Source organism: Bradyrhizobium sp. CSA112, assembly GCF_029051645.1.
In the GTDB taxonomy this organism is placed as follows: domain Bacteria; phylum Pseudomonadota; class Alphaproteobacteria; order Rhizobiales; family Xanthobacteraceae; genus Bradyrhizobium.
Genome location: NZ_JAACFS010000003.1, coordinates 453,389 through 474,190 on the forward strand (window position 1 = coordinate 453,389; position 20,802 = coordinate 474,190).

A 20,802-nucleotide genomic window follows, 5' to 3' on the forward strand; every position below is an offset into this window, starting at 1 on the left:
GAAGGCTGAAGCGGTCGACGCAGATCGCTTGTCAGCGCACAACCTGTGTTGCCGGACAGCACGATCATCCACGAGCAGGATGGTTCAAGCCGGATGGAGGAGTCCAATGGACCTTCCTTCGATCGCAGAACGAACAGAGCGGCCTTACATCTCGACCGGACATCTGCCCGAGCCCGAGCTGGTGCAGAAACTGGTGTCCGATGCCCACCGGCGTTTCAGGTCGAACGGCGAGGGGCAGAATTCGCAAGTCTATCCGGCGCTCGCCAGAGTTCCGCGAGAGCTTTTCGGGATTTGCGTCGTCGGGACCAGCGGGCGTGTCTACGAGGCCGGAGACACCGAGTACAAATTCTCGATCATGAGCGTGTCGAAGCCATTCGTGTTCGCGCTGGTTTGCGAGACGGTCGGTCCGGAAGAGGCGCGTGCAAGGCTTGGGGCGAATGCCACGGGATTGCCGTTCAACTCGCTCGCCGCCATCGAGCAGGGCGGAGGCCGCACCAACCCGATGGTCAATGCGGGTGCGATCGCGACCACGAGCCTCGTGCCGGGCCTGACCGCGGAAGGCCAATGGCAATTCATCCACGACGGGCTGTCGCGTTTTGCAGGTCGCAAGCTCTCGCTCAATGAAGAGGTTTACGCTTCGGCGTCGCAGACGAACTACCGCAACCGCAGTATCGCCCGGCTGCTGCAGAGCTACGACCGCATCTACTGTGACGCCAAGCAGGCCACCGATCTCTACACCAGGCAGTGCTCGCTGAACGTAAGCGCCCGCGATCTGGCAGTGATGGGCGCGACACTGGCGGATGGTGGCGTCAATCCGGTCACCAAACAGCGCGTGGTCGACGCGGCCGTCTGTCACTATGTGCTGACGGTGATGATAACGGCGGGATTGTACGAGACCTCGGGCGACTGGCTCTATGACATCGGCCTGCCGGGCAAGAGCGGGATCGGCGGTGGCATTGTCGCGGTCTCTCCGGGCAAGGGCGGCTTCGGGACATTCGCGCCGCCGCTCGACGCGGCCGGCAACAGCGTGAAGGGGCAGCTCGCGGCAAAGTTCCTGTCGCAGCGGCTGGGAATGGATCTGTTCGTCTCTCAACCGGAAAATTGAAACGAATGCAGTGAGCGGTTTGGTCGATCCGACAGATCGATCCGGAACCGAGCAACCCGGGAGGACACCATGGCGACGCACTCGATTTCGATGGGGGCCGTCCGGGAAGAAGTGCGCGAGTCGTGGGTGCCGATGATCGCGATCGCGCTCGGCCAGATGATCATGTCCTTCAACGTCGCCTCCCTGCCGGTCGCGCTCGGCGGGATGGTGAAAAGCTTCGGCGTGCCGCCGACGACGGTTGCGACCGGAATCGTGGCCTATTCCATGCTGGTTGCGGGCTTCGTCATGCTGGGTGCAAAGCTTGCCCAGCGTTTCGGCGCGTTGCAGGTTTTCCGCTTCGCCGTCGTTTTGTTCTGCGCGTCGCAGATCCTGATGACGTTCAGCCCCACGGCAGCATTGATGATCACGGCACAGGCGCTTTGCGGCGCGGCGGGCGCGGTGATCGTGCCGTCGCTGGTGGCGCTGATCGCGGAGAACTATACCGGGCGGCAGCAGGCAACCGCGGTGGGTGCGCTCGGCTCCGCGCGAGCGGCCGCGGGCGTGCTGGCGTTCATCATCGGCGGCGTGCTGGGCACCTATATCGGCTGGCGTCCGGCGTTCGGCATCCTGATCGCGGTTTCTGCGATTGTTTTCCTGTTGAGCTTCCGACTGAAGCCTGACCACGGCCGTCCTGACGTGCAGATCGATGCCGTCGGCGTCGTGCTGGCAGCGTCGGCGATCGTTCTCATCAGCTTCGGTTTCAACAATCTCAATGGTTGGGGGCTCGCGCTCGCCACCGCCAATGCGCCGTTCGATCTGCTTGGCCTTTCGCCGGCGCCAATCCTGATCGTTCTCGGCATCATGCTCGGGCAGGCCTTCCTGACGTGGACGCACCGGCGTCAGGCCGCCGGAAAGACGCCGCTATTGGCGCTCGAGGTGATCGACTCGCCGGAGGAGCGGTGTGCGGTCTACGCGCTGTTTGCCGTGGTCGCGCTGGAGGCCGCGCTCAATTTCTCGGTGCCGCTCTATATCCAGATCGTGCAGGGCCGCTCGCCGCTTGCGACCGCCATTGCGATGATGCCGTTCAATCTGACGGTGTTCTTCACGGCAATGCTGATCGTCAACGTCTATGACCGGCTGACGCCGCGGCAGATCGGCCGTTACGGCTTCATTCTGTGCACCGTCGCCCTGGTATGGCTCGCCTTTGTCGTGCGCAACGACTGGAGCGAGGTACCCGTGCTGTTCGGCCTGGTGCTGTTCGGCATCGGGCAGGGTTCGCTGGTCACGTTGCTGTTCAATGTGCTGGTCACCGCTTCGCCCAAGGAGCTGGCGGGCGACGTCGGCTCGCTGCGCGGCACCACGCAGAATCTTGCCGCCGCGGTTGGAACGGCGGTGGCGGGTGCGCTTCTCGTCGGCCTGTTGAGCACGATCGCCCTCAGCCAGATCGCTGCGAACCCCGTACTGCCGAAGGAGATTCAGAGCCAGGTCGATCTCGACAATATCACCTTCGTCAGCAACGACCGTTTGCGCAGCGTAATGGAAGCTACCACCGCCACGCCAGAGCAGGTCGAGGAAGCCGTGCGCGTGAATACCGAGGCGCGGCTGCGTGCGCTGAAAATCGGGCTCTTGATCATGGCCGGCCTTGCGCTGCTCGCGATCATCCCGGCCGGCCGGCTTCCGAACTATCTTCCGGGCGAAATTCCGAGCGATGCGCCCGGCAACCGAGTGAGGTCAGGCTGATCGAATGGGAGCCTGCGAGGAAAGGGACGTCCCGACAAGGAGAACAACGATGGATGCAATCGATCGTCGCAGTGCGCTGCGGACTCTGATGTGCGGTGCCGTGGCGGCCGGCCTGGCCACAAGCCTGCCAGCAGGGATGGCCGAGGCGACGCCGCTCGCGGTGCAGAAAGATCCCGGAAAGAACGCCGGAGAATTCAAGCTGGAGGCTCAAGGCCCTGGCACGCGGCCGGCTGGACGGCCGCCGGGACGGCCGCCCACGCGGCCATCGCGTCCTCCCCCTCACAGGCATCGCCGCCGGCGTCGCCGTTGGGTCTGCTGGTGGCACCGCGGCCGTCGCCGGTGCGGCTGGCGATGGAAATAGCGAAACTGGAGGCCGGTGAACCTGAGGCGAGGAGAATGACATGACGACCTATGACAACAGCTCGCCGATCGGCGCCACCAATTTGCGTGCGCCGCCGTTCTGGATTTGCGTCCTGCTCGGCCTCGTGATGATCGGGGCGGGTTTTCTGGTTCTCGGCGACATCATGCTTGTCACCCTCATCAGCACCATCTTCATCGGCTGGGTCGCCATCATTGCGGGCGCGTTCGAGATATTCCACGCGTTCTGGACCAAGGGATGGGGAGGGTTCGTATGGCAGGTGCTTCTCGGCATCCTGTACGTCGCCTTTGGCATCGTGCTGGTGGGCCAGCCGGTGGAGAGCGCGCTGATCCTCACCTACGTCCTCGGCCTGGTGTTTCTGATTTCCGGTGTCGTTCGCATCCTGCTCGGCATCAGCCACTGGCGGGAAGCGGGCTGGATCATGCTGTTATCAGGCGTATTCGGCGTCTTGGCCGGCCTCGTCATTCTGACGGGATTCCCGATGACGGGATTGTGGGTCCTCGGCTTCCTCCTCGGCGTCGATCTGATTTCTCACGGGATCGGGTGGCTCGCTTACGCGTGGAAGCCCACTACCAGCGCCGCATAGCCGGTTCGCCAGGCTCGGCTGACCGCCGCCAGCTCCTGGAAGCCGGGGAGCTTCAAGCGGCAGGGCAGAGGCCTTTTACGAAAAGAACGCGATCTTCTCGGCCTGGCTCATGCGCCGGATCGGCGCCAGCGGGTCGTTGGCCGCCGTGACCGGCTTTCGCAGCATGCCGCTCGCGATGAGGCTCGAGCCGAGCGACATTTCCACCGCCGGCACAGGCGCGGGTGCGGCAGGCGGAGGCGGCGGTTGAACGACCTGTTGAACCGGCGGCGGCGATGGCGTGGCGACTGGTTTGGGTGATTCTGCGACCACCGCGGGAGTGATCGGCGCCGGCTGCGCCTGACGGGCTTGCTCGGCTATCGCTTCGGCGATCTCGTCGTCGCTGATCGGATCCGGCGCGCCCATCTCCATCGCGATCATATCGAGGACCGCCTCGTCTTGGGCGTCGGCGTCTTGAGCGTCGGCGTTTTGGACGGCGGTATCTTGGATCGAGGTGTCTTGGATCGAGCTGTCCTGAAGCGAGGTGTCCTGGATCGAGGTCTCTTGGACGATGGCTTCCTGGGCAGCAGCGGCGGGCTCGGGGGCCGGCGGCGTTTCCGTTTCCCTCAGCACGGCCGCTGCCGCAAGCGCGGCCTCGGCAGCTTCATGCGCCGAGCTTGTTTCGGCCAAGCCTGTTTCGATTTCCTGCGCGGCCGGGGAGGCAGCCGCCTCGGTCTCGGCCGGCGGACGGTCGTGGTCGCCGAACTCCACAAGGCGGCCCTGGAGGGCAGCAAAGGCTGCATGGAGGCCTGCTCTCGCCTCCTCGGAGGAGAACTGTTCGGTGCCCTTTTCGATGACGGTGACCTGCGAATCGATCAGGTCGCAGATCCGCCCGTCATTGCCGATTTCCCGCAACCGCCAGGCGATTTCCCGCAGCACCCGCGCGCCCTTGCGGACCGGCGCCAGCCGCTGCTCCAGCGCGAGGCTGTCGAGCGCCTCGACCGCCGATTCCTCGGCAGCCTTAACCGCACCGCGGATGGCGGCGAGCGCCTCGGTCAAGCGTTCCTGCGCCGCGGCCGCCGCGGCGACGGCCTCCGCGGCCTGCTGCACCGAAAGGCCTTCCTCCCGGCGGAGACTTTCTTCCCGCTGAAGGGTTTCCTCCCTTTGGGCGGCGAGGCTGTGCTCGATCCGCATCACCGCGTCCAGCACCATGCGGGTGTCGGCATTGCGGTTGCGTTTGGCGTATTCGGTCAGGAACCAGCGGCCTCGCGAAGTCTCCATGAAGGCTTCGGCGATCGCGGCATAGTCCTCCTCGCCCGGCCGCGCGGCGCGTGCTGAGATCGGCGAAAGGGCGAATACTTCGTCGGCCATGTCAAACTCTTCGCGCAAATCAGCGCGCCTTGCGATAACGAGACAACACGATATTGCCCGAATCGCAATTGAATTGATGCTGAGCGAATCACAAATCCCCATCGCTTCTCAAGGCGCATCGAAGCGATTCGCAACGCGGGTGGCGCTGTTTTACGGCACGCTGTTCGGCATGACCGGCGCCCATCTGCCGTTTTTCACGGTATGGTTGAAAGCGGTCGGGATCGATGCGTTCTGGATCGGGCTGATCACGGCCGTTCCCCCGGTGACGCGGTTTACGGTGCTTCCGCTGGTGACGGGCTTTGCGGAATGGCGTCAGGCCTTGCGCGGCGGCATCATCGTGACCGCCTTTGCCACCGCATTGGGCTTTTTCATCCTGGGCAGCCAGCATCTGCCGGTCCTGGTGTTCCTGATCTATGCCCTGACCTGCTGCCTGTGGACGCCCATGGTGCCGCTGACGGATGCCTATGCGTTGCGGGGCGTGAAGCGTTATGGCCTCAACTATGGACCGCTGCGGCTGTGGGGCTCGGCCGCCTTCGTCCTCGGCGCGCTGGTCTGCGGGATGCTGCTCGATCTCATCGCCGCCCGAAATTTGATCTGGATCATCGCCGGCGCGGCCGCAATCGGGGCGCTGGCCAGCCTCGCGCTGGAGCCGCTGGACGACACCAGGACCGTTCGCCCGGTCACCGGGGGCGCGAGCAAATTGCTGCGCGACGGCGGCTTTATCGCTGTTATCGTGGCGTCGGCGCTGATCCAGGGCAGCCATGCCGCCTATTACATTTTTGCGTCGATCGCCTGGCAGCAAGCGGGATACGACGGGCTGACGATAGCGGTTCTGTGGGTGCTGGGCGTGATTGCCGAGATCGTGCTGTTCGCGCTGTCGCCGCGATTCACGCTGCAGCCGTCGATGCTGGTGGTGATCGCGGCGCTGAGCGCAGCCGCGCGCTGGGTGATAACGGCACAGGATCCGCCCCTTGCGATCCTCGCCATGGTCCAGCTCGCGCATGCGCTGAGCTTCGGGCTGACGCAGGTCGGCGTCATGGGGCTGATGCTGCGCCATGTGCCCGGCCACGTGATGGCGAGGGCGCAGGGCTATCTTACCGCCTGTGGCGGCATCGTCGCCGGCGTCGCAGCGATCGCGTCAGGCACGATCTACGAGACCTGGGGACAGGGTATCTACTACGTAATGGCCGTGATGGCCGCCCTGGGCGGGCTGGTGGTCTGGCTGGCGCGGGACCGGCTCACACATCAGCCCCACAAGGCGGCTTCCGGCGGATAGACCAGGCTGCCATCGTAGCGCAGGCCGCCGTCGCGGTCGCGCGCCAGCAACAGGGGACCGTCGAGATCGACGAATCTGGCCTGTTGCGTTAGCAGCATGGCCGGCGCCATCGCCAGCGAGGTCGCGACCATGCAGCCGATCATGATTTCAAAGCCGAGCGCCTGTGCGGCGTCCGCCATCGCGAGCGCCTCGGTCAGCCCGCCGGTCTTGTCGAGCTTGATATTGACGGCGTCGTAGCGTTCGCGAAGCCCTTCGAGCGAGGCGCGATCATGCACGCTTTCGTCGGCGCAGACCGCGACCCTTCGCTTGATGCGTGCTAGCGCTTCATCCTGCCCGGCCGGCAGCGGCTGCTCGACCAGCGTCACGCCGGCGTTCGCGCAAGCGGCCAGGTTTTGTTCGAGATTGTCCGGCGTCCAGGCCTCGTTGGCATCCACGATCAGTTCGGACTCGGGGGCCGCCCGGCGCACCGCTGATATCCGCCCGCCATCACCGTCACCGCCGAGCTTGATCTTGAGCAGCGGTCGGTGCGCCGCCTTGGCGGTCGCCGCCGCCATTGCCTCCGGCGTGCCGAGCGAGATGGTGAAGGCGGTGGTGCAGGGACGTGGCGCGGGCCGGCCAAGCAGGGTCCAGACCCGCCGGCCGGCGCTCTTGGCCTCGAGGTCCAACAGCGCGCAATCCAGCGCGTTCCGAGCGGCGCCGGCGGGCATCGCCGCCTGCAGGGCCTGCCGATCCAGCCCGTTCGAGAGCGGCTCCCGCATCGCCTCGATGGCCTGCAATGTCGCCTCTGGCGTTTCACCATAGCGGGGGTAGGGCACACACTCGCCGCGCCCGGTATGACCGCCATGACTGACGGTCGCGACGACCGTGACCGCCTCGATCTTGGCGCCCCGGCTGATCGTGAAGGAGCCCGCAATGGGCCAGTGCTCGATGCTGGCGGCAAGCTTTCGGGAAATGCTGGAAGTCATTTTAAAATCTGGCAATTTTCTGAACCGTAAGCTTGCCCGCTGCTACCAACTATGGCTGGTTAGGGGCAGATTCGACAAGGCAGTACGGCGTGCGGAACCCAAGCGTTTTGCAGGGGTAGCGCATCGGCCGAGGGGTGGGCATCGTGAACGGCAACCCGACATTGGAGCGGATAGCCAGGAGCAACGGGCTGGCGCTGTGCGCGGCTGGCCCGTGGACGGCCCGCTTTGCGCCGGTGCTGGAACGAATGGTCGCCGACGCCGAGAAGCTGGGCGGCACCCGGCCTAACATTTTCATCGATGTCTCGCAGGTGTCGAAGCTCGACACGTTCGGCGCCTGGCTGATCGAGCGGCTGCGCCGCAGTCTGACCCAGGGCGGCATCGAGGCCCAGATCGCCGGGCTCTCGGCGAATTATTCAAGCCTGGTCGACGAGGTGCGCCGGGTCAAAGCCGAGCCGATCGTCGAAACCGATCGGGTGACCATCACGGGGATGCTGGAGCAGGTCGGCCGCAGCGTCGCCGGCATCGGCGGAACGCTGATCGGGCTGATCGACATGCTTGGCGCGGTGCTCGCCGCGACCGGCCACGTCATCATTCGCCCGCGCGGCTTCCGCCTGACCTCGACGATCCATCACCTGGAGCAGGTATGCTGGCGCGCGGTGCCGATCGTGGTGCTGATCACCTTCCTGATCGGCTGCATCATCTCGCAGCAGGGCATTTTCCATTTCCGCAAGTTCGGCGCCGATATCTTCGTGGTCGACATGCTGGGCGTGCTGGTGCTGCGCGAGATCGGCGTGCTGCTGGTTGCGATCATGGTGGCGGGCCGCTCGGGCTCGGCCTACACCGCCGAACTCGGCTCGATGAAGATGCGCGAGGAAATCGACGCGCTGCGCACCATGGGCTTCGATCCGATCGAGGTTTTGATCCTGCCGCGGATGCTGGCGCTGGTGCTGGCATTGCCGATCCTGGCGTTCCTCGGCGCGATGGCGGCACTCTACGGCGGCGGGCTGGTGGCGTGGCTCTATGGCGGCGTCGAGCCCGAAGCTTTCCTGCTGCGGCTGCGCGATGCCATCTCGATCGATCATTTCGTCGTCGGCATCATCAAGGCGCCGGTCATGGCCGCCGTCATCGGCATCGTCGCCTGCGTCGAGGGACTGGCCGTGCAGGGCAGCGCCGAGTCGCTCGGGCAGCACACCACGTCCTCGGTGGTGAAGGGAATCTTCTTCGTGATCGTGATGGACGGCGTGTTCGCGATCTTCTTCGCATCGATCGGAATGTGACCATGGCGGACGAGATTTCCGACGCCATCATCCGGGTTCGCGACATCACCGTGCAGTTCGGTAAGACGCGCGTACTCGACGGGCTCAACCTCGACGTCAAGCGTGGCGAAATTCTCGGATTTGTCGGCCCGTCCGGCGCCGGAAAATCGGTGCTGACGCGCACCATTATCGGTCTCGTGCCCAAGATCGCCGGACGCATCGAAGTGTTTGGCATCGATCTCGATGCGGCGAGCTCCGCGGAGCGCCGCGGCGTCGAGCGCCGCTGGGGCATCCTGTTTCAGCAGGGCGCGCTGTTCTCCTCGCTCACGGTGCGGCAGAACATCCAGTTTCCGGTGCGCGAATATCTCAAGGTATCGCAGCGGCTGCTCGACGAGATCATGATAGCCAAGCTCGGCATGGTGGGCCTGCGGCCCGACGTCGCCGACCGCTACCCGTCCGAATTGTCGGGCGGCATGATCAAGCGCGTGGCGCTGGCGCGCGCGCTGGCCCTCGACCCCGAACTGGTGTTTCTGGACGAGCCGACTTCGGGGCTCGATCCGATCGGCGCCGGCGATTTCGACGAGCTGGTGCGTACCCTGCAGCGTACTTTGGGCCTGACGGTTTTCATGGTAACCCATGATCTCGACAGCCTTTATACGGCCTGCGACCGCATCGCGGTTTTAGGGAACGGTAAGATCATTGCAGCAGGATCGATTGCCGACATGCAGGCCTCGCAGCATCCCTGGCTGAGGCAATATTTTCACGGCAAGCGCGCCCGCGCGGTCATGGGCTAGAGCATGATCACGAAGCGGGCACCGGTTTTTGATGAGATCGTGTTCAAACAACAGATAAATGACGGGTCTGATCGGCGAAGCTGAACAGATCCAGATTTCGGAGTACCTTGAATTATGGAAACGCGGGCGAATTACGTCCTGATCGGGGCCTTCACGCTGGCAGTGATCGCCGCCGCGTTCGGCTTTGTGCTGTGGTTTCAAAGCTTGCATACCACCAAGCAGCGCAGCCCAATCCGCATCGTGTTCGAAGGCCCGGCGTCCGGTCTTCGAAACGGCGGCAGCGTCAACTTTAACGGTATTCGGATAGGGGAGGTTGTCTCGGTGAAGCTCGACAACCCGCGGCGGGTGGTCGCACTGGCGATGGTCGAGAACAACGCCCCGATCCGCAAAGACACGCTCGTCGGCCTCGAATTCCAGGGGTTGACCGGCGTCGCGGCGATCTCGCTGAAGGGCGGTGAGGAATCCGCGCCTTCCGTGCCGCTCGACGAGGACGGCGTTCCGATGCTGACCGCCGACCCGAGCGCGCTGCAGGATGTGACGGAGTCCATTCGCGCCACGTTGCAGAACGTCAACCGGCTGGTCGCCGACAATCAGGAATCGGTGAAGAACTCGCTGCGAAACCTCGAGACCTTCACGGCCGCGCTCGCGCGTAACTCCGAGAAGATCGACAACGTCATGCTCAGGGTCGATGGCGTGATGGGCAAGGCCGACAGTCTGATGCTCGGTCTCAACACCATTGCAGGCGGCGCCGCCGGCGGCGAATTGAATTTGATGGTGAAGTCGATCCGCGAACTCGCCGAGGATTTTGACAAGCGGTCAGGCGCGCTGATGGCCGATGGCCGCCGCACCCTTTCCGACATCAGCCGCGCCGTGAACAATTTCGACCGCAACCCGACCCGGGTGATCTTCGGCGGCGGCAGCAGCAGCAACAGCCAGGCGGCAGCACCGCCGCCGCCACCGCCAGCAGCCGCGGCACCAAGGGCGCCGAGTGGACAGAAGAAGCAGTAGGCCGTCCTCGAACGCCAACGTTTTCAGCGCCTACCTTGGGCTCGAAGCGGGGTTGATGAACTTCAATCCAGCAAAGTCCTTTTCATTGTCGGTCGCGACCACGCAACTATTGGCCTCCGCCGTCGCAGCCACGATCATGTCGAGCGCACTGCGTGGCCGCCCCTTGGCCGTTCCATCGGCCATCAGCCGCGCCCAGATCAAGGCCGCCTGCTCGTCGAAGGCGAGCACGCGGCCAGCGAACAGGGTTTGCGGTCCTTCCGGACCGGCGAACCAGGCTTCCAGCACGGCGCGTTTCTTTCCGGCAGGCTTCTGCAGCAGCCCGCGCTGAATTTCCGCGACGGTCAGTGCTGAGATGAACAGGTCAGCGTCAGCCCGTTCCGACATCCATGCCAGCAGCGACGTGGAGGGATTCGGCTGTGTAACGTTGCTGATGATATTCGTGTCGAGCAGATAGCGTGTCACAAATCGACCTTGCGACCTGTGTCGCGCGAACGCGCGAGATTGAGATCGGCTCCGACCAGCGGCGAGCGGCGCAACGCGGCAAGGATGCCACCTTTCCCTGGCGGTTCGCCCGTGATCGTTTGGCTCACAGCCGCTCGAATCCGCGCGGCATCCGGATCGTTCTCCGCGAGGCGCCTCGCCAGCGATCGAATCAGGTCGCGGTCGGCGTCGAGGCCAAGGACCTCAAATCGCGCCATGCCGCGCTTTACTAACCGCGTCCGATAATTCCGGATCGCTCTTTTCTGAGCGGTATCGGCCATGGGAGATTCCCTATACCTAAATATATCCGGTAATATAGCCAGACATGGGGCCGTTTGCAAGACGCGCATTTGGATGGTGAAGGGCCGACGTTGGTGGAAACGACAGATCTCCCGAAAACAAAACGGAGGCCGCGAGGCCTCCGTTTTCAATTCGCTATTCGTCACTCACTATTCGCGTCTTTACCCCAGCCGTCCCGCCGCGTGCGCGAGCAGGGTGTAGACCATGCCGGTCTCCGAGGTGAGGTGGCCGCGCAGGGCTTGCGGTCCGCGATCCTCGCGCGCGACTTCGTCGAGCAGCCGTTCGAACTCGGCGATATAGCGGTCGACCGTCTGCTTGAAGGCGCGGTCGGCGCGATATTTGCGGGCGACTTCGTCGAACGCCTTCTGGCCGGCCGGCGTGTAGAGCCGCTTGGAGAACGCCTTGCTCTCGCCGCGCTGGTAGCGATCCCACATTTCGGCGGCGAGGTTGCGATCCATCAGCCGGCCGATGTCGAGCGACAGCGACTCCAGCGGATTGGCCGGGCTCTGTGGCACGCGGCCACGGGGAGCCTCGCGTCCGGTACCGGCGTCGGTGCGATGGAGCAGGTCGGACAGCCATCCGTCGCGTCCGGCATCCTGGCTTACCGGGCTCACCGGTGGGGCTTCGGTGCGACGCTGGGCGGGCATGCCCAGATCCGGCGGGGGCAGGGTCGATGCGCTGCCGGCGTCGCGCATGCGCACTTCATTGCGGCCGCCGGCGGCGGATGCCATCACAGGCTCCTCCTGGCGTTGCACGCTGGCGCGGCCGGAGGTCACGACGTCGAGCCCGCGGCCATGGTGCGCGACGATGCGGTTGAGCTCGGCGAGCGCCTCGATCTGATCGACGATCACCTTGCGCATCTGCGCGGTGTTGTCGGCGGCCTCCTGCGGCATTTCCAGCACGCCGCGGCGCAGCTCGTTGCGGGTCGCCTCGAGCTCCTGATGCATCTCGGCCGCCATCTGCTTCATGGCCTGCACCATCGCACCGAACTTCTCCGTCGACTGCTTGAACATCGCATCTGTTTCATGGGTGCTCTGCTGGTACAGGTGGTTCATCGCATCGAGGGTCTGTTGCCGCTCGTTCTCAGCCGCCGCCCGAACCGCCTCGAATTGCCGGCTGATCGCCGCCGATCCGGCGCCCGCAGTTTCCGCGACCACGCGCGCGATATCGCGGGCGCGTTCCTCCGCCGCGGCGAGGGATTCGTCGAGCAGGCCGGTGAAGCGTGACAGGCGCTGGTCGAGGTCGGTGGTGCGCAGGTCGATCGTGGTCACTAGCGATTCAAGCTGCAACTTGCGGTCGGCGACCGATGTCGATGTGGAGCGGTTGGCCTGTTCGACCACGCTGGCTGCTTCGACCAGCGACTTGCCGTGTTTTTCGAACTCGCTCGACAGCGCGCCGAGATCTTCCAGTGCCTTCGAGGTCTTGGAGTTGAAGACGGTCAGTTGGTCGTCCAGGGTCTGCGTGGCGACCCCGTTGTGGGCGGTGACGTCGTTCATGGCGGACACGAAGTCGGCCACGCGGGTCACCAGCGCGCGCTCCAGCGAGTTGAGATTATCGTGGGCGCCGGTCAGCACCTCCTGCAGCAGGATGTTGCCTTCGCGCAGTCGCTCGAACAGCGCCACCGTGTCGGTGCGCAGGATCTTGCTGGTCTCCTGCATTTCGGTGACGGCCGCGATCGAAACCTGACGCGACTGGTCGATGGCCGAGCGCGACGACTGCTCGAGATCCTTCAGCGATTTGGCTACCGCACCGGTGGCGAGGTCGCCTGCGGACGTAATCGTGCGCGCGACTTCCGAGCCGTGGGTCGACATCGATTGCGAGAACGCCTGGCCGCGGGTTTCGATCGACTTCAGGGCGTCGGCGGTGACGCGGTCGATGTCAGTCGTGAGTTGTGTGGTCCTCGCGCTCAGCGCCTCGACCAGCGATCCGCGGCGACTGTCGACGATCTGCGCCAGACGATCGGTCTGCTGCTGAACGTAGGTGACGATTTCGTCGGTCTTGCCGGTCATCGTCGAGCCGAAATTGCTGCTCGCGGCGAGCACCGAACGCTCGATATCGGCCGAGGTCGATTTGACCTTGGTGCTGACCTCGTTCGTCGCGGCGATCAGCGCGCTCTGTGCGTTCTGCGCAGTGGTCTGGATGGTGTCGGTCGTGCTGGCGGTGACGACGCCGAGCGAACGCTCCATATCGCCGGCGATCGCCTTGATCTGGTTGGCGGCCTCGACGGAGGTCGCCGACAGCGAGCTCTGGGCTTCGCGCGCGGTGCCGAGGATGGCGGCGGCGGTTTCGGCGCCGACCGCGGTCAGGGTGCGTTCGACATCGATCGCCAGCGACTTGACGTGGTTGGCGGCTTCCGAAGATGCCGTCATCAGCGCGTTCTGCGCTTCGCGCGCGCCCGTCGTGATCGACTCGGCGGTGGCGTTGCCGGCCATCGAGAGCGAACGCTCCATATCGGCTGCGAGCGACTTGACCTGGCTCGATGCGTCGGCGGACGCGTTCATGAGGGTGCTCTGGGCCTCGCGGGCGCCTGCCGTGATCGCCTCGGCGGTCGCCGTTCCGGCGATCGACAGCGAACGCTGCACGTCGGCCGCGAGCGACTTGACCTGATTGGCGGCTTCCGTGGAGGCGGCGACCAGCGTGCTCTGGGCTTCGCGGGCGCCTGCGGTGACGGCCTCGGCCGTTGCCGTTCCGGCGAGCGACAGCGAACGCTCGACGTCGGAGGCGAGCGACTTGACCTGGCTTGCTGCGTCCGTGGACGCGGCAACCAGCGTGGTCTGCGCCTCGCGCGCGCCTGATAGAACCGATGCGGCCGTGGCATCGCCTGCGGCCGAGAGGGTGCGCTCGACGTCGGCGGCGAGAGATTTGATCTGCGAGGCAGCCTCGGAGGAGGCGGACACCAGCGTGGTTTGGGCTTCCTGGGCGCTGGTCAGGATCGAATTGGCCGCGCCGGTGCCGACAGCGGCGAGGGAGGCTTCGACCTCGGCCGACGTCAGTTTCAACTGCGCGCCGACATCGGAGGAAACCGTCAGCAGCGCTTGCTGCGCGGTGCGTGCGCCGGTCTGGATGGTCTCGGCGGTATTGACCACGAGGTTGGTCAGCGAACGCTCGGCATCCTCGACATGCGACTTGATGCCGGAGGACAGCATTTCGGCGCGCGACATCAGGTCTTCGCTGGCCTGACGGCCGCTGCTTTCGATCCGGCCCGCCACGGCTTCGATGCGCGAGCCGAGCAGATCCTCGAACTGCGCAACGCGGGTGTCGATATCGGTGGCGATGGCGCCAACCCGGGTCTCGATGCCGTTGGCGAGGTCGCCGACCCGGGTCTCGATGCCGCTGGCAAGGCCGGTGACCCGCGTCTCGAGTCCACTGGCGATGTCGCCGACCCGCGTCTCAATGCCCTGATGAATTTCCTGGAACCGCGCCTGGATGGTGTCGGTCAGATAGGCGCTGCGGCCGTCGAGGGTTTCGGTGACATTGGCAATACGATGGTCGACCGCTGCAATCGCCTGCGCGGTGCCCTCGGTCAGCGAGGAGGTGAGCAGGCTGAGCCGCTGGTCGATCGACTGGATCGCCTGCGCCGCGCCGTCGGTCAGCGAGCCCGTCAGCGTGCTGAGACGGTTGTCGATGGTTTCGGTGACGGATTTGGCTCGGGTATCGAACGTCGTCTCGAGCGATTGCAGGCGGCCGTCGACGGTCTCATCGAACCACTTGATCTTGTTTTCGAGCGAGGCGTCGAGGTTGCTGACGCGCGTGCCGAGCGTGGTTTCGAACTGCAGCAGGCGCTGATCGAGCGAAGCGGTGATCTCGCCGCTGTTCGCGACCAGGCGGGTGTCAAAAGTGTCGACGTAATTCTTCAGGCTGTCGCTGATCTCCTGGGTACGCTGGCCCATGCGCTCGACGATGTCGCCGCCGAAAGTTTTGACGGTGCGATCGAACTCCGAGATGTGACGCGTGATCAGCGCGCCCAGCGTGCCGCTGTCGCGGGCGAACTTTTCCGCGAGCTCCGAGCCCTGGTTCTTCACCAGTTCGTCGAAGGCGCTCATCTGCAGCGCGAGGCTGTCGTGCGCGTTCTCGGTCTGGCTGATCACCTTGGCGACCAGCGTGTTCACGGTCACGTCGAGTGCGTCGCTGGCCTTGTCGCCGGAGGTGAGGATGCGGCTCGCCAGGCGGTTGCCGGCATCGTCGATCTTGCTGACGAGATCGCCCGAGCGCAGCTCGAGTTCAAGCAGCAGCGAGTCGGAGGAATTCTTCAGGGAGTCGTGGACCTGCTCGGTGCGGTCGGAGATGCCGTCGACGATGGTCGATGAGCGCTGTTCGAATTCACCGGTTATACGGTCGATGCGTTCGTTCAGCATCTCATGGACGCGGTCGGCGAGATCGACGAACTCGTCGTGGACGTGGCCGGTCTTGAAATTGAGGCTGGTGGTCAGCCGCTCGGAGGCGTCGAGCACGGCGCGCGTGGTCTCGGCGCTGGCTTCCTCGAGGCGGTCGAGCAGGTCGCCGCCGCGCTCGCCGAGCGCGAGGATCATGTTGTCGCCAGCATTGCTCAGCGCGCTCGTGATGTGCTGGCCGCGCTCTTCGAGCGCGCCGGTGATGCTTTTTGCGACCTCGTCGACGCGCGAGGCGATCGCGTCCGAGATCAGTGCGATGTCGTGGCGCAGATCGATCTGCACGCCGGAAATGGCGCTGCGAACCTGCTCGGCCTGGCCGACCAGATTGTCACGCTGATGGGCGATGTCCTGCAGCAGCGCGCGAATGCGCACTTCGTTGTCGGAATAGGCGCGCTCGAGTGCTGCGACTTCATTGGCGACGAGCGTTTCGAGTTCGCCGGCGCGCGCGATCGCGCGCTCGACGCCGTCGCCCATCGCCGCGACTTCGCGGCGAATTGCCTGACCGACGGTCACCATCGAATCGGCGGCAGCTCCTTCGGGCTCGGAAAAGCGGATCGCGACCTGCGCCATCGACTGCGCGATCATCCGCATTTCCTGGCCGCGCCAGGCGAGGCTGGCGAGGAAATAGAACAACAGCACCGGCGCGAAGAACAATGCGGCAAGGCCGGCGAGCACCAGCACGCCGCCGCTCTGTCCGATTGCCGCCTGCAGCGAGGGCAGGAAGGCAGCGGTCAACAGAGCGCAGCCGACGATCCAGACGCCACCGAAGATGGTCGCAAGCGTGTAAACGCTGCGGGCAGGGCGGTTCTTCTGGATCGCCTGCAGAATTTGTCCGATGGTTTCGCGATCGTCATTGGCGGCGCGACGGGGGCTGCGCGGCTCCTCAATCGGATCGAACACCTGGCGCTCCGCGCTTCCGCGCGTGTCGAACGGCGTTTCGGAGTAGCTGGGCGCGGCTGAGGGCATGGTCGGCGGCGTGAGCTCGCTGCCGATCGGATTTCGGCTGCTGTCGACGCTCGTATCGCTGATGTTGAGCGCTTCCTGAATGGCAGAGAGCGCGACTTCGGTGGGATCTTTGACCTTCTTGGGATTGTTCGCCATGTTCAGTCCGAGCCCTCTTAACTTTACGCGTCCAGCCGTTCTTGCAAAAAGCCCCCGCAAGCTCGAAGCCGGATTCATAAGCCCCCGCGGACGCAAGGCGTGCCCCGCCGGCACCTTGTCCGCCACATCCGCAAACATCCTATTGGCTGAGCGATACGAATGAAATGGCCGCGATTAAGACATTCTTAATCATCCTTAATCATCGTTAACAGCTTTGTTTCTTAAGGCCTTAAGGATACACAAATTTCTGGAACCGGATCGCCGATAAAGGCGAATTGTCGGCGAAAACAAGGCGAAGCAGCGGCAAATTCGAAGAACACTCCGTTAACCCTGTCGTGGTTGGCTGACGAAAAGCCCCTCCGAGAATCAGTGCAGGGGTTATCCGGACCTAGGCCAATGCCGCTTCATCTCGAACGGGTAGAATGGATGCCATCGCCACCGCTGGCTCCCGACGACGGGCCGATCGATTTCGAACATCTGCAACGGATGACGCTCGGCGATGCCGGTATCGAGCAGGAAGTGTTGACGATGTTTTTGGCGCAATCGGCAAGGCTCGTGCGCAACCTCGCCGCCATGCCGTCTGATGCCGGCGCGCTGGTGCACACGCTCAAGGGCTCGGCCCGCGCGATCGGCGCCTTTGCCGTCGCCGATGCCGCGGCGCGGTTGGAGGCGGTCATCACCGGTGGCTCCGACCCGTCCGCTGCGCTTGCGGAACTCGACGAGGCGGTCGCGCAGGCGCGGGCAGCGATCGAGGCGGTTCTGCGCCGTTCCTGAGAGGAAAGCGGTCCGTATTGGCCAAAATCCCGGTAAGTGCCGTTTCAGCTTTTCGTCCCGACCGCTGGCGCTGTGCGGATCGACCCGTTATAGGACTGCCGGGACCTCCTTACATATTCCGGCAGCACGAGCGATCATGGCCAAAATCCACTTTGTCGACCATACCGGCGAAAAACGAACCATTGAAGTCGAGAACGGCGCGACCGTGATGGAAGCTGCGATCCGCAACGCCATTCCGGGCATCGAGGCCGAATGCGGCGGCGCTTGTGCCTGCGCGACCTGCCACGTCTATGTCGACGAAGCCTGGCGCGAGAAGGTCGGCTCTCCGACCCCGATGGAAGAAGACATGCTGGACTTCGGTTTCGACGTGCGGCCGAACTCGCGCCTTTCGTGCCAGATCAAGGTGAGCGACGACCTCGACGGTTTGGTCGTGTCGACGCCGGAACGGCAAGCCTGAGGTCGCAAAGACATTCAGCGCGATCCGGCGTTGGCGGTGTCCGCGAGATGATCGTCGACCGCATATAGCGCGCAATCGGGCGCGTGTTCCGCGCAGGCGGCGAGGGCAGCTTCCGTCGCTTCGCGCGCCGATCGGCGCCCGCTGCGGAAAGCGAAAGCTCCCTTTGGCGAGACGGCAAAGGCCCGGTGCGGGCTGGCGGAGAGATAATCGGCAAATCCCGCGCGCCCCTTGTCGCGCAATTGTTGCGGCGGCGGCAGTGGCGATGGCGCCGGCATCGCGGCGATATCGCGCGTTCCCAGATTTTGATCGCGCAGGAAGCCATCCACCGCGGGCGTCCAGAGCGGTATCGCGCGCGAAAACAGAGAATGGCCGTCATCGCCATGTGGCGGGAAATCGACGAATTGCGCCCGCCCGCCGGCGTCGGTAAACGCCGCGAACATTCTGCGCACCAGTTCGGGCCCGAAGAACTTGTCGTTCTGCGCGTAGATCCACAGCGTCGGAATCCGCGACGTCTTGCCTAGCGTGGCGAAGGCGCGGACCAGCGCATCCTCGTCGCAGACGTCATTGTCGGCGCGCGAACCGCGGCCACCGGCGAAATTGATCACGGCGGCGAGTCCCGGCGGGGGATTGGCGGTCAGCGCGATGGAAGCGAAGCCACCAGCCGAGACGCCGACCGCGATCATGCCATTGGTCGAAACGTCGCTCCGGCTGCTCATGGCTTCGATTGCCGCGCGTAGATCGCTGGCCGACTGCCGTGCCGCACGCAAATATTCGCGTTGGCCACACGGGCCGCTGCTCTCGGCATATCTGCCATCGGAATCGCCATAGCCCCTGCGCATGAACACCAGTGCCGCAAAACCGCGCCGAGCGAATTCAAGGGCTTGCCGATAGGATCTATACGGCGACATCGGCGCCCGCGCCGCCCCATCGCGCGGCGCACCGTGGCTGATCAAGGCGAGTGGATAGCGGCGCGCGCCCGAAGGCCGCAACAGCATCGCTTCAAGTCCGCGCGGGCCTGCGGCCTCCATCGGAATACGCAGGTCCTCCCGATGGAACGGCTCGGCCGCGGCAGGCTGCATCATCGCGATGCCGACGAGCAGGGCCGCGAACATCGCCGCGCGCGTCATGCGGGCGTTGCTCCGCGGCGGATCCAGCGCTGAAAATTCGCCAGGATTTCCGGCGTCAACGGCGTCGGCTTGCGCGTGGCTTCGTCAAGCAGCACCGATACCGATTGCGCCGACGCAACGCATTTGCCTTCGGAGAACACCACCTGATCGAAGGTGACGGAAGTTCTGCCGAACTTGACGACGCCCAGTCCCATTTCGATCGTGCCTGGCCAGCGCAATTCGGCGCGGAAATGGATGTCGAGCCGGACCATGATCCAGGCAAAGCCATCCGGCATCAGACCGTAGCCGGGATTCTTCATCAGCGTGACGCGGCCGGTTTCGAAATAGGTTGCGTAGACCGCGTTGTTGACGTGCTGGTTGGGATCGAGGTCGGCAAATCTCACATTGTCCGACAAGCGATAGGGAAAATCCTCCAGACGCGGGGTCGCGTCGGCACGCAAGGGGGCGTTCACGGGGCCATCTCCGAAAATTTCGGTCCCTTACAGCCCACTTGTCGAATGACGGCAAGGGGTTGCGGCTGTCGCGAACGATATTATGGCTTTCCTGTTAGCCCCGGGTTGGCTAGACAGATGCGGCTTTCCCGCCAGGTTCAACCGAAAAGAAGCTGATATGAGCGAAGCGATCAAAACCGATGTGCTGATTATTGGCGCGGGTCCGTGCGGCCTGTTTGCCGTTTTCGAACTGGGCCTGCTCGACATGAAGGCGCATTTGGTCGACATCCTCGACAAGATCGGCGGCCAGTGTGCCGAACTCTACCCGGAAAAGCCGATCTACGACATTCCCGGCATTCCCTTCGTCACCGGCCAGGGCCTGACGGACGCGCTGCTCGAACAGGTCAAGCCGTTTCATCCGACCATCCATCTCAACGAGATGGTGGAGACGATCGAGAAGATCGGCGATCCCGGCTTTCGCGTGACGACCGATGCCGGTCAGGTGTTCGAATGCAAGGTGGTGGTGATTTCCGCAGGCGGCGGTTCGTTCCAGCCGAAGCGGCCGCCGGTGCCGGGCATCGAGGCCTATGAAGGCACTTCGGTGTTCTATGCCGTGCGCAAGATGGAGCAGTTCCGCGACAAGAGCATCTTGATCGTCGGCGGCGGCGATTCCGCGCTCGACTGGACGCTCAATCTGCAGCCGATCGCGAAACGCGTGACGCTGCTGCACCGGCGCGACGATTTCCGCGCTGCGCCCCACAGCGTCGAGCAGATGCGTGCGCTGGTGGCGAGCGAAAAGATGGACCTGAAGATCGGTCAGGTGACCGCACTCGAAGGCGAGGACGGCAGGCTCTCGGCGGCGATGATGAAGGGCAACGACAATGCGATCTCGAAGATCGAGTGCGATACGATGCTGCCGTTCTTCGGGCTGACCATGAAGCTCGGCCCGGTGGCGAACTGGGGCGTCGCGCTCGAGAACAATCTGGTGCCGGTCGACACCGCAGCGTTCGAGACCAATGTTCCCGGCATCTTCGCGATCGGCGACATCAACACCTATCCCGGCAAACTCAAATTGATCCTGTCCGGATTCCACGAAGGCGCGCTGATGGCGCAGAAGGCGCACCGCTACGTCTATCCGGACAAGCGGCTGGTGTTCCAGTACACCACCTCGTCGTCGAGCCTGCAGAAGAAGCTCGGCGTCAACTGATTCCCAAAAAGATGACGGTTGTGCTAGCGGAGCTTTGCCGGCCCGCGTGGCGATCGTTACTGGAACCGTCCGCGAAATGGCCTTAGTCTGCGGCCATTC

17 protein-coding genes are annotated in these 20,802 nt (G+C 64.4%); 10 read left to right on the top strand and 7 right to left on the bottom strand.

Annotation, left to right across the window (positions count from 1 at the left end):
- Positions 1–106: 106 nt before the first annotated feature.
- The 3 genes from glsA (at position 107) to GWE18_RS09615 (ending at position 3,789) form a co-directional block, all read left to right on the top strand.
- Entirely contained in the window at positions 107–1,105 is a 999-nt protein-coding gene (gene glsA / locus GWE18_RS09605; protein ID WP_275185508.1) for a glutaminase A, read from the top strand.
- Positions 1,106–1,174: 69 nt separating this feature from the next.
- Positions 1,175–2,824: an MFS transporter gene (locus GWE18_RS09610; protein ID WP_275185509.1), complete on the top strand. Its 1,650-nt coding sequence runs from the start codon at positions 1,175–1,177 to the stop codon at positions 2,822–2,824.
- 401 nt (positions 2,825–3,225) lie between these two features.
- Positions 3,226–3,789, top strand: a complete 564-nt coding sequence (locus GWE18_RS09615; protein WP_275185510.1) for an HdeD family acid-resistance protein — start codon at positions 3,226–3,228, stop codon at positions 3,787–3,789.
- A gap of 75 nt (positions 3,790–3,864) precedes the next feature.
- Here GWE18_RS09615 and GWE18_RS09620 read toward each other — a convergent pair whose 3' ends face one another.
- Positions 3,865–5,136 (bottom strand): hypothetical protein, encoded by a 1,272-nt coding sequence (locus tag GWE18_RS09620; RefSeq protein WP_275185511.1) that lies wholly within the window; start codon positions 5,134–5,136, stop codon positions 3,865–3,867.
- A gap of 76 nt (positions 5,137–5,212) precedes the next feature.
- Here GWE18_RS09620 and GWE18_RS09625 point away from each other — a divergent pair, with 76 nt between their 5' ends.
- Positions 5,213–6,412 (top strand): MFS transporter, encoded by a 1,200-nt coding sequence (locus GWE18_RS09625; protein WP_275185512.1) that lies wholly within the window; start codon positions 5,213–5,215, stop codon positions 6,410–6,412.
- Here GWE18_RS09625 and dgcA read toward each other — a convergent pair.
- Entirely contained in the window at positions 6,382–7,377 is a 996-nt protein-coding gene (gene dgcA, locus GWE18_RS09630; RefSeq protein WP_275185513.1) for an N-acetyl-D-Glu racemase DgcA, read from the bottom strand. The two genes, GWE18_RS09625 and dgcA, sit on opposite strands and share 31 nt — an antisense overlap.
- Positions 7,378–7,520: 143 nt before the next feature.
- On the opposite strand from dgcA, the gene GWE18_RS09635 reads away from it, so the two are divergent.
- The 3 genes from GWE18_RS09635 to GWE18_RS09645 all read left to right on the top strand — a co-directional run bounded on the left by GWE18_RS09635 (position 7,521) and on the right by GWE18_RS09645 (position 10,435).
- Positions 7,521–8,654 carry an MlaE family lipid ABC transporter permease subunit gene (locus GWE18_RS09635; RefSeq protein ID WP_275185514.1) on the top strand — a complete coding sequence of 378 codons (1,134 nt, stop codon included), beginning with the start codon at positions 7,521–7,523 and terminating at the stop codon, positions 8,652–8,654.
- Between the two features lie 2 nt (positions 8,655–8,656).
- Positions 8,657–9,427, top strand: coding sequence for an ABC transporter ATP-binding protein (locus GWE18_RS09640; RefSeq protein ID WP_275185515.1), 771 nt, complete (start codon positions 8,657–8,659; stop codon positions 9,425–9,427).
- A gap of 114 nt (positions 9,428–9,541) precedes the next feature.
- On the top strand, positions 9,542–10,435 hold the full coding sequence (locus GWE18_RS09645) for an MlaD family protein (protein ID WP_275185516.1): 894 nt from the start codon (positions 9,542–9,544) through the stop codon (positions 10,433–10,435).
- A gap of 30 nt (positions 10,436–10,465) precedes the next feature.
- On the opposite strand, the gene GWE18_RS09650 is transcribed toward GWE18_RS09645, so the two are convergent.
- The 3 genes from GWE18_RS09650 to GWE18_RS09660 form a co-directional block, all read right to left on the bottom strand.
- Complete coding sequence (locus GWE18_RS09650; protein ID WP_275185517.1) at positions 10,466–10,897, bottom strand: type II toxin-antitoxin system VapC family toxin; 432 nt, start codon at positions 10,895–10,897, stop codon at positions 10,466–10,468.
- Positions 10,894–11,196 carry a hypothetical protein gene (locus GWE18_RS09655; protein ID WP_057900650.1) on the bottom strand — a complete coding sequence of 101 codons (303 nt, stop codon included), beginning with the start codon at positions 11,194–11,196 and terminating at the stop codon, positions 10,894–10,896. Before GWE18_RS09655 ends, GWE18_RS09650 begins: the two co-directional genes overlap by 4 nt.
- 180 nt (positions 11,197–11,376) lie before the next feature.
- A complete protein-coding gene (locus tag GWE18_RS09660) occupies positions 11,377–16,707 on the bottom strand; it encodes a negative regulator of septation ring formation (RefSeq protein WP_275185518.1) in 5,331 nt (1,776 codons plus the stop codon).
- A 396-nt stretch (positions 16,708–17,103) separates the two neighbouring features.
- On the opposite strand from GWE18_RS09660, the gene GWE18_RS09665 reads away from it, so the two are divergent.
- The gene (locus GWE18_RS09665; protein ID WP_275185519.1) at positions 17,104–17,481 is read left to right on the top strand and encodes an Hpt domain-containing protein; all 378 of its coding nucleotides are present in this window, start codon (positions 17,104–17,106) and stop codon (positions 17,479–17,481) included.
- A gap of 136 nt (positions 17,482–17,617) precedes the next feature.
- On the top strand, positions 17,618–17,938 hold the full coding sequence (locus GWE18_RS09670) for a 2Fe-2S iron-sulfur cluster-binding protein (protein WP_057850964.1): 321 nt from the start codon (positions 17,618–17,620) through the stop codon (positions 17,936–17,938).
- Positions 17,939–17,952: 14 nt separating this feature from the next.
- Here GWE18_RS09670 and GWE18_RS09675 read toward each other — a convergent pair whose 3' ends face one another.
- Together GWE18_RS09675 and GWE18_RS09680 are read right to left on the bottom strand one after the other, a co-directional pair.
- Positions 17,953–19,065 carry a CocE/NonD family hydrolase gene (locus tag GWE18_RS09675; RefSeq protein ID WP_275185520.1) on the bottom strand — a complete coding sequence of 371 codons (1,113 nt, stop codon included), beginning with the start codon at positions 19,063–19,065 and terminating at the stop codon, positions 17,953–17,955.
- Entirely contained in the window at positions 19,062–19,517 is a 456-nt protein-coding gene (locus GWE18_RS09680) for a thioesterase family protein (protein ID WP_275185521.1), read from the bottom strand. The genes GWE18_RS09675 and GWE18_RS09680 overlap by 4 nt, the downstream gene beginning before the upstream one ends.
- A gap of 157 nt (positions 19,518–19,674) precedes the next feature.
- Between GWE18_RS09680 and GWE18_RS09685 the strand changes: the two genes are divergently transcribed.
- Complete coding sequence (locus tag GWE18_RS09685) at positions 19,675–20,703, top strand: NAD(P)/FAD-dependent oxidoreductase (RefSeq protein WP_275185522.1); 1,029 nt, start codon at positions 19,675–19,677, stop codon at positions 20,701–20,703.
- Positions 20,704–20,802 lie beyond the last annotated feature (99 nt).

Excerpts from the sequence above, each read along its gene's own strand:
- glsA (WP_275185508.1), top strand. The coding sequence starts at position 107 with ATGGACCTTCCTTCGATCGCAGAACGAACAGAGCGGCCTTACATCTCG.
- GWE18_RS09610 (WP_275185509.1), top strand. The coding sequence starts at position 1,175 with ATGGCGACGCACTCGATTTCGATGGGGGCCGTCCGGGAAGAAGTGCGC.
- GWE18_RS09615 (WP_275185510.1), top strand. The coding sequence starts at position 3,226 with ATGACGACCTATGACAACAGCTCGCCGATCGGCGCCACCAATTTGCGT.
- GWE18_RS09620 (WP_275185511.1), bottom strand. The coding sequence starts at position 5,136 with ATGGCCGACGAAGTATTCGCCCTTTCGCCGATCTCAGCACGCGCCGCG.
- GWE18_RS09625 (WP_275185512.1), top strand. The coding sequence starts at position 5,213 with ATGCTGAGCGAATCACAAATCCCCATCGCTTCTCAAGGCGCATCGAAG.
- dgcA (WP_275185513.1), bottom strand. The coding sequence starts at position 7,377 with ATGACTTCCAGCATTTCCCGAAAGCTTGCCGCCAGCATCGAGCACTGG.
- GWE18_RS09640 (WP_275185515.1), top strand. The coding sequence starts at position 8,657 with ATGGCGGACGAGATTTCCGACGCCATCATCCGGGTTCGCGACATCACC.
- GWE18_RS09645 (WP_275185516.1), top strand. The coding sequence starts at position 9,542 with ATGGAAACGCGGGCGAATTACGTCCTGATCGGGGCCTTCACGCTGGCA.
- GWE18_RS09655 (WP_057900650.1), bottom strand. The coding sequence starts at position 11,196 with ATGGCCGATACCGCTCAGAAAAGAGCGATCCGGAATTATCGGACGCGG.
- GWE18_RS09660 (WP_275185518.1), bottom strand. The coding sequence starts at position 16,707 with ATGGCGAACAATCCCAAGAAGGTCAAAGATCCCACCGAAGTCGCGCTC.
- GWE18_RS09665 (WP_275185519.1), top strand. The coding sequence starts at position 17,104 with ATGCCGCTTCATCTCGAACGGGTAGAATGGATGCCATCGCCACCGCTG.
- GWE18_RS09670 (WP_057850964.1), top strand. The coding sequence starts at position 17,618 with ATGGCCAAAATCCACTTTGTCGACCATACCGGCGAAAAACGAACCATT.
- GWE18_RS09675 (WP_275185520.1), bottom strand. The coding sequence starts at position 19,065 with ATGACGCGCGCGGCGATGTTCGCGGCCCTGCTCGTCGGCATCGCGATG.
- GWE18_RS09685 (WP_275185522.1), top strand. The coding sequence starts at position 19,675 with ATGAGCGAAGCGATCAAAACCGATGTGCTGATTATTGGCGCGGGTCCG.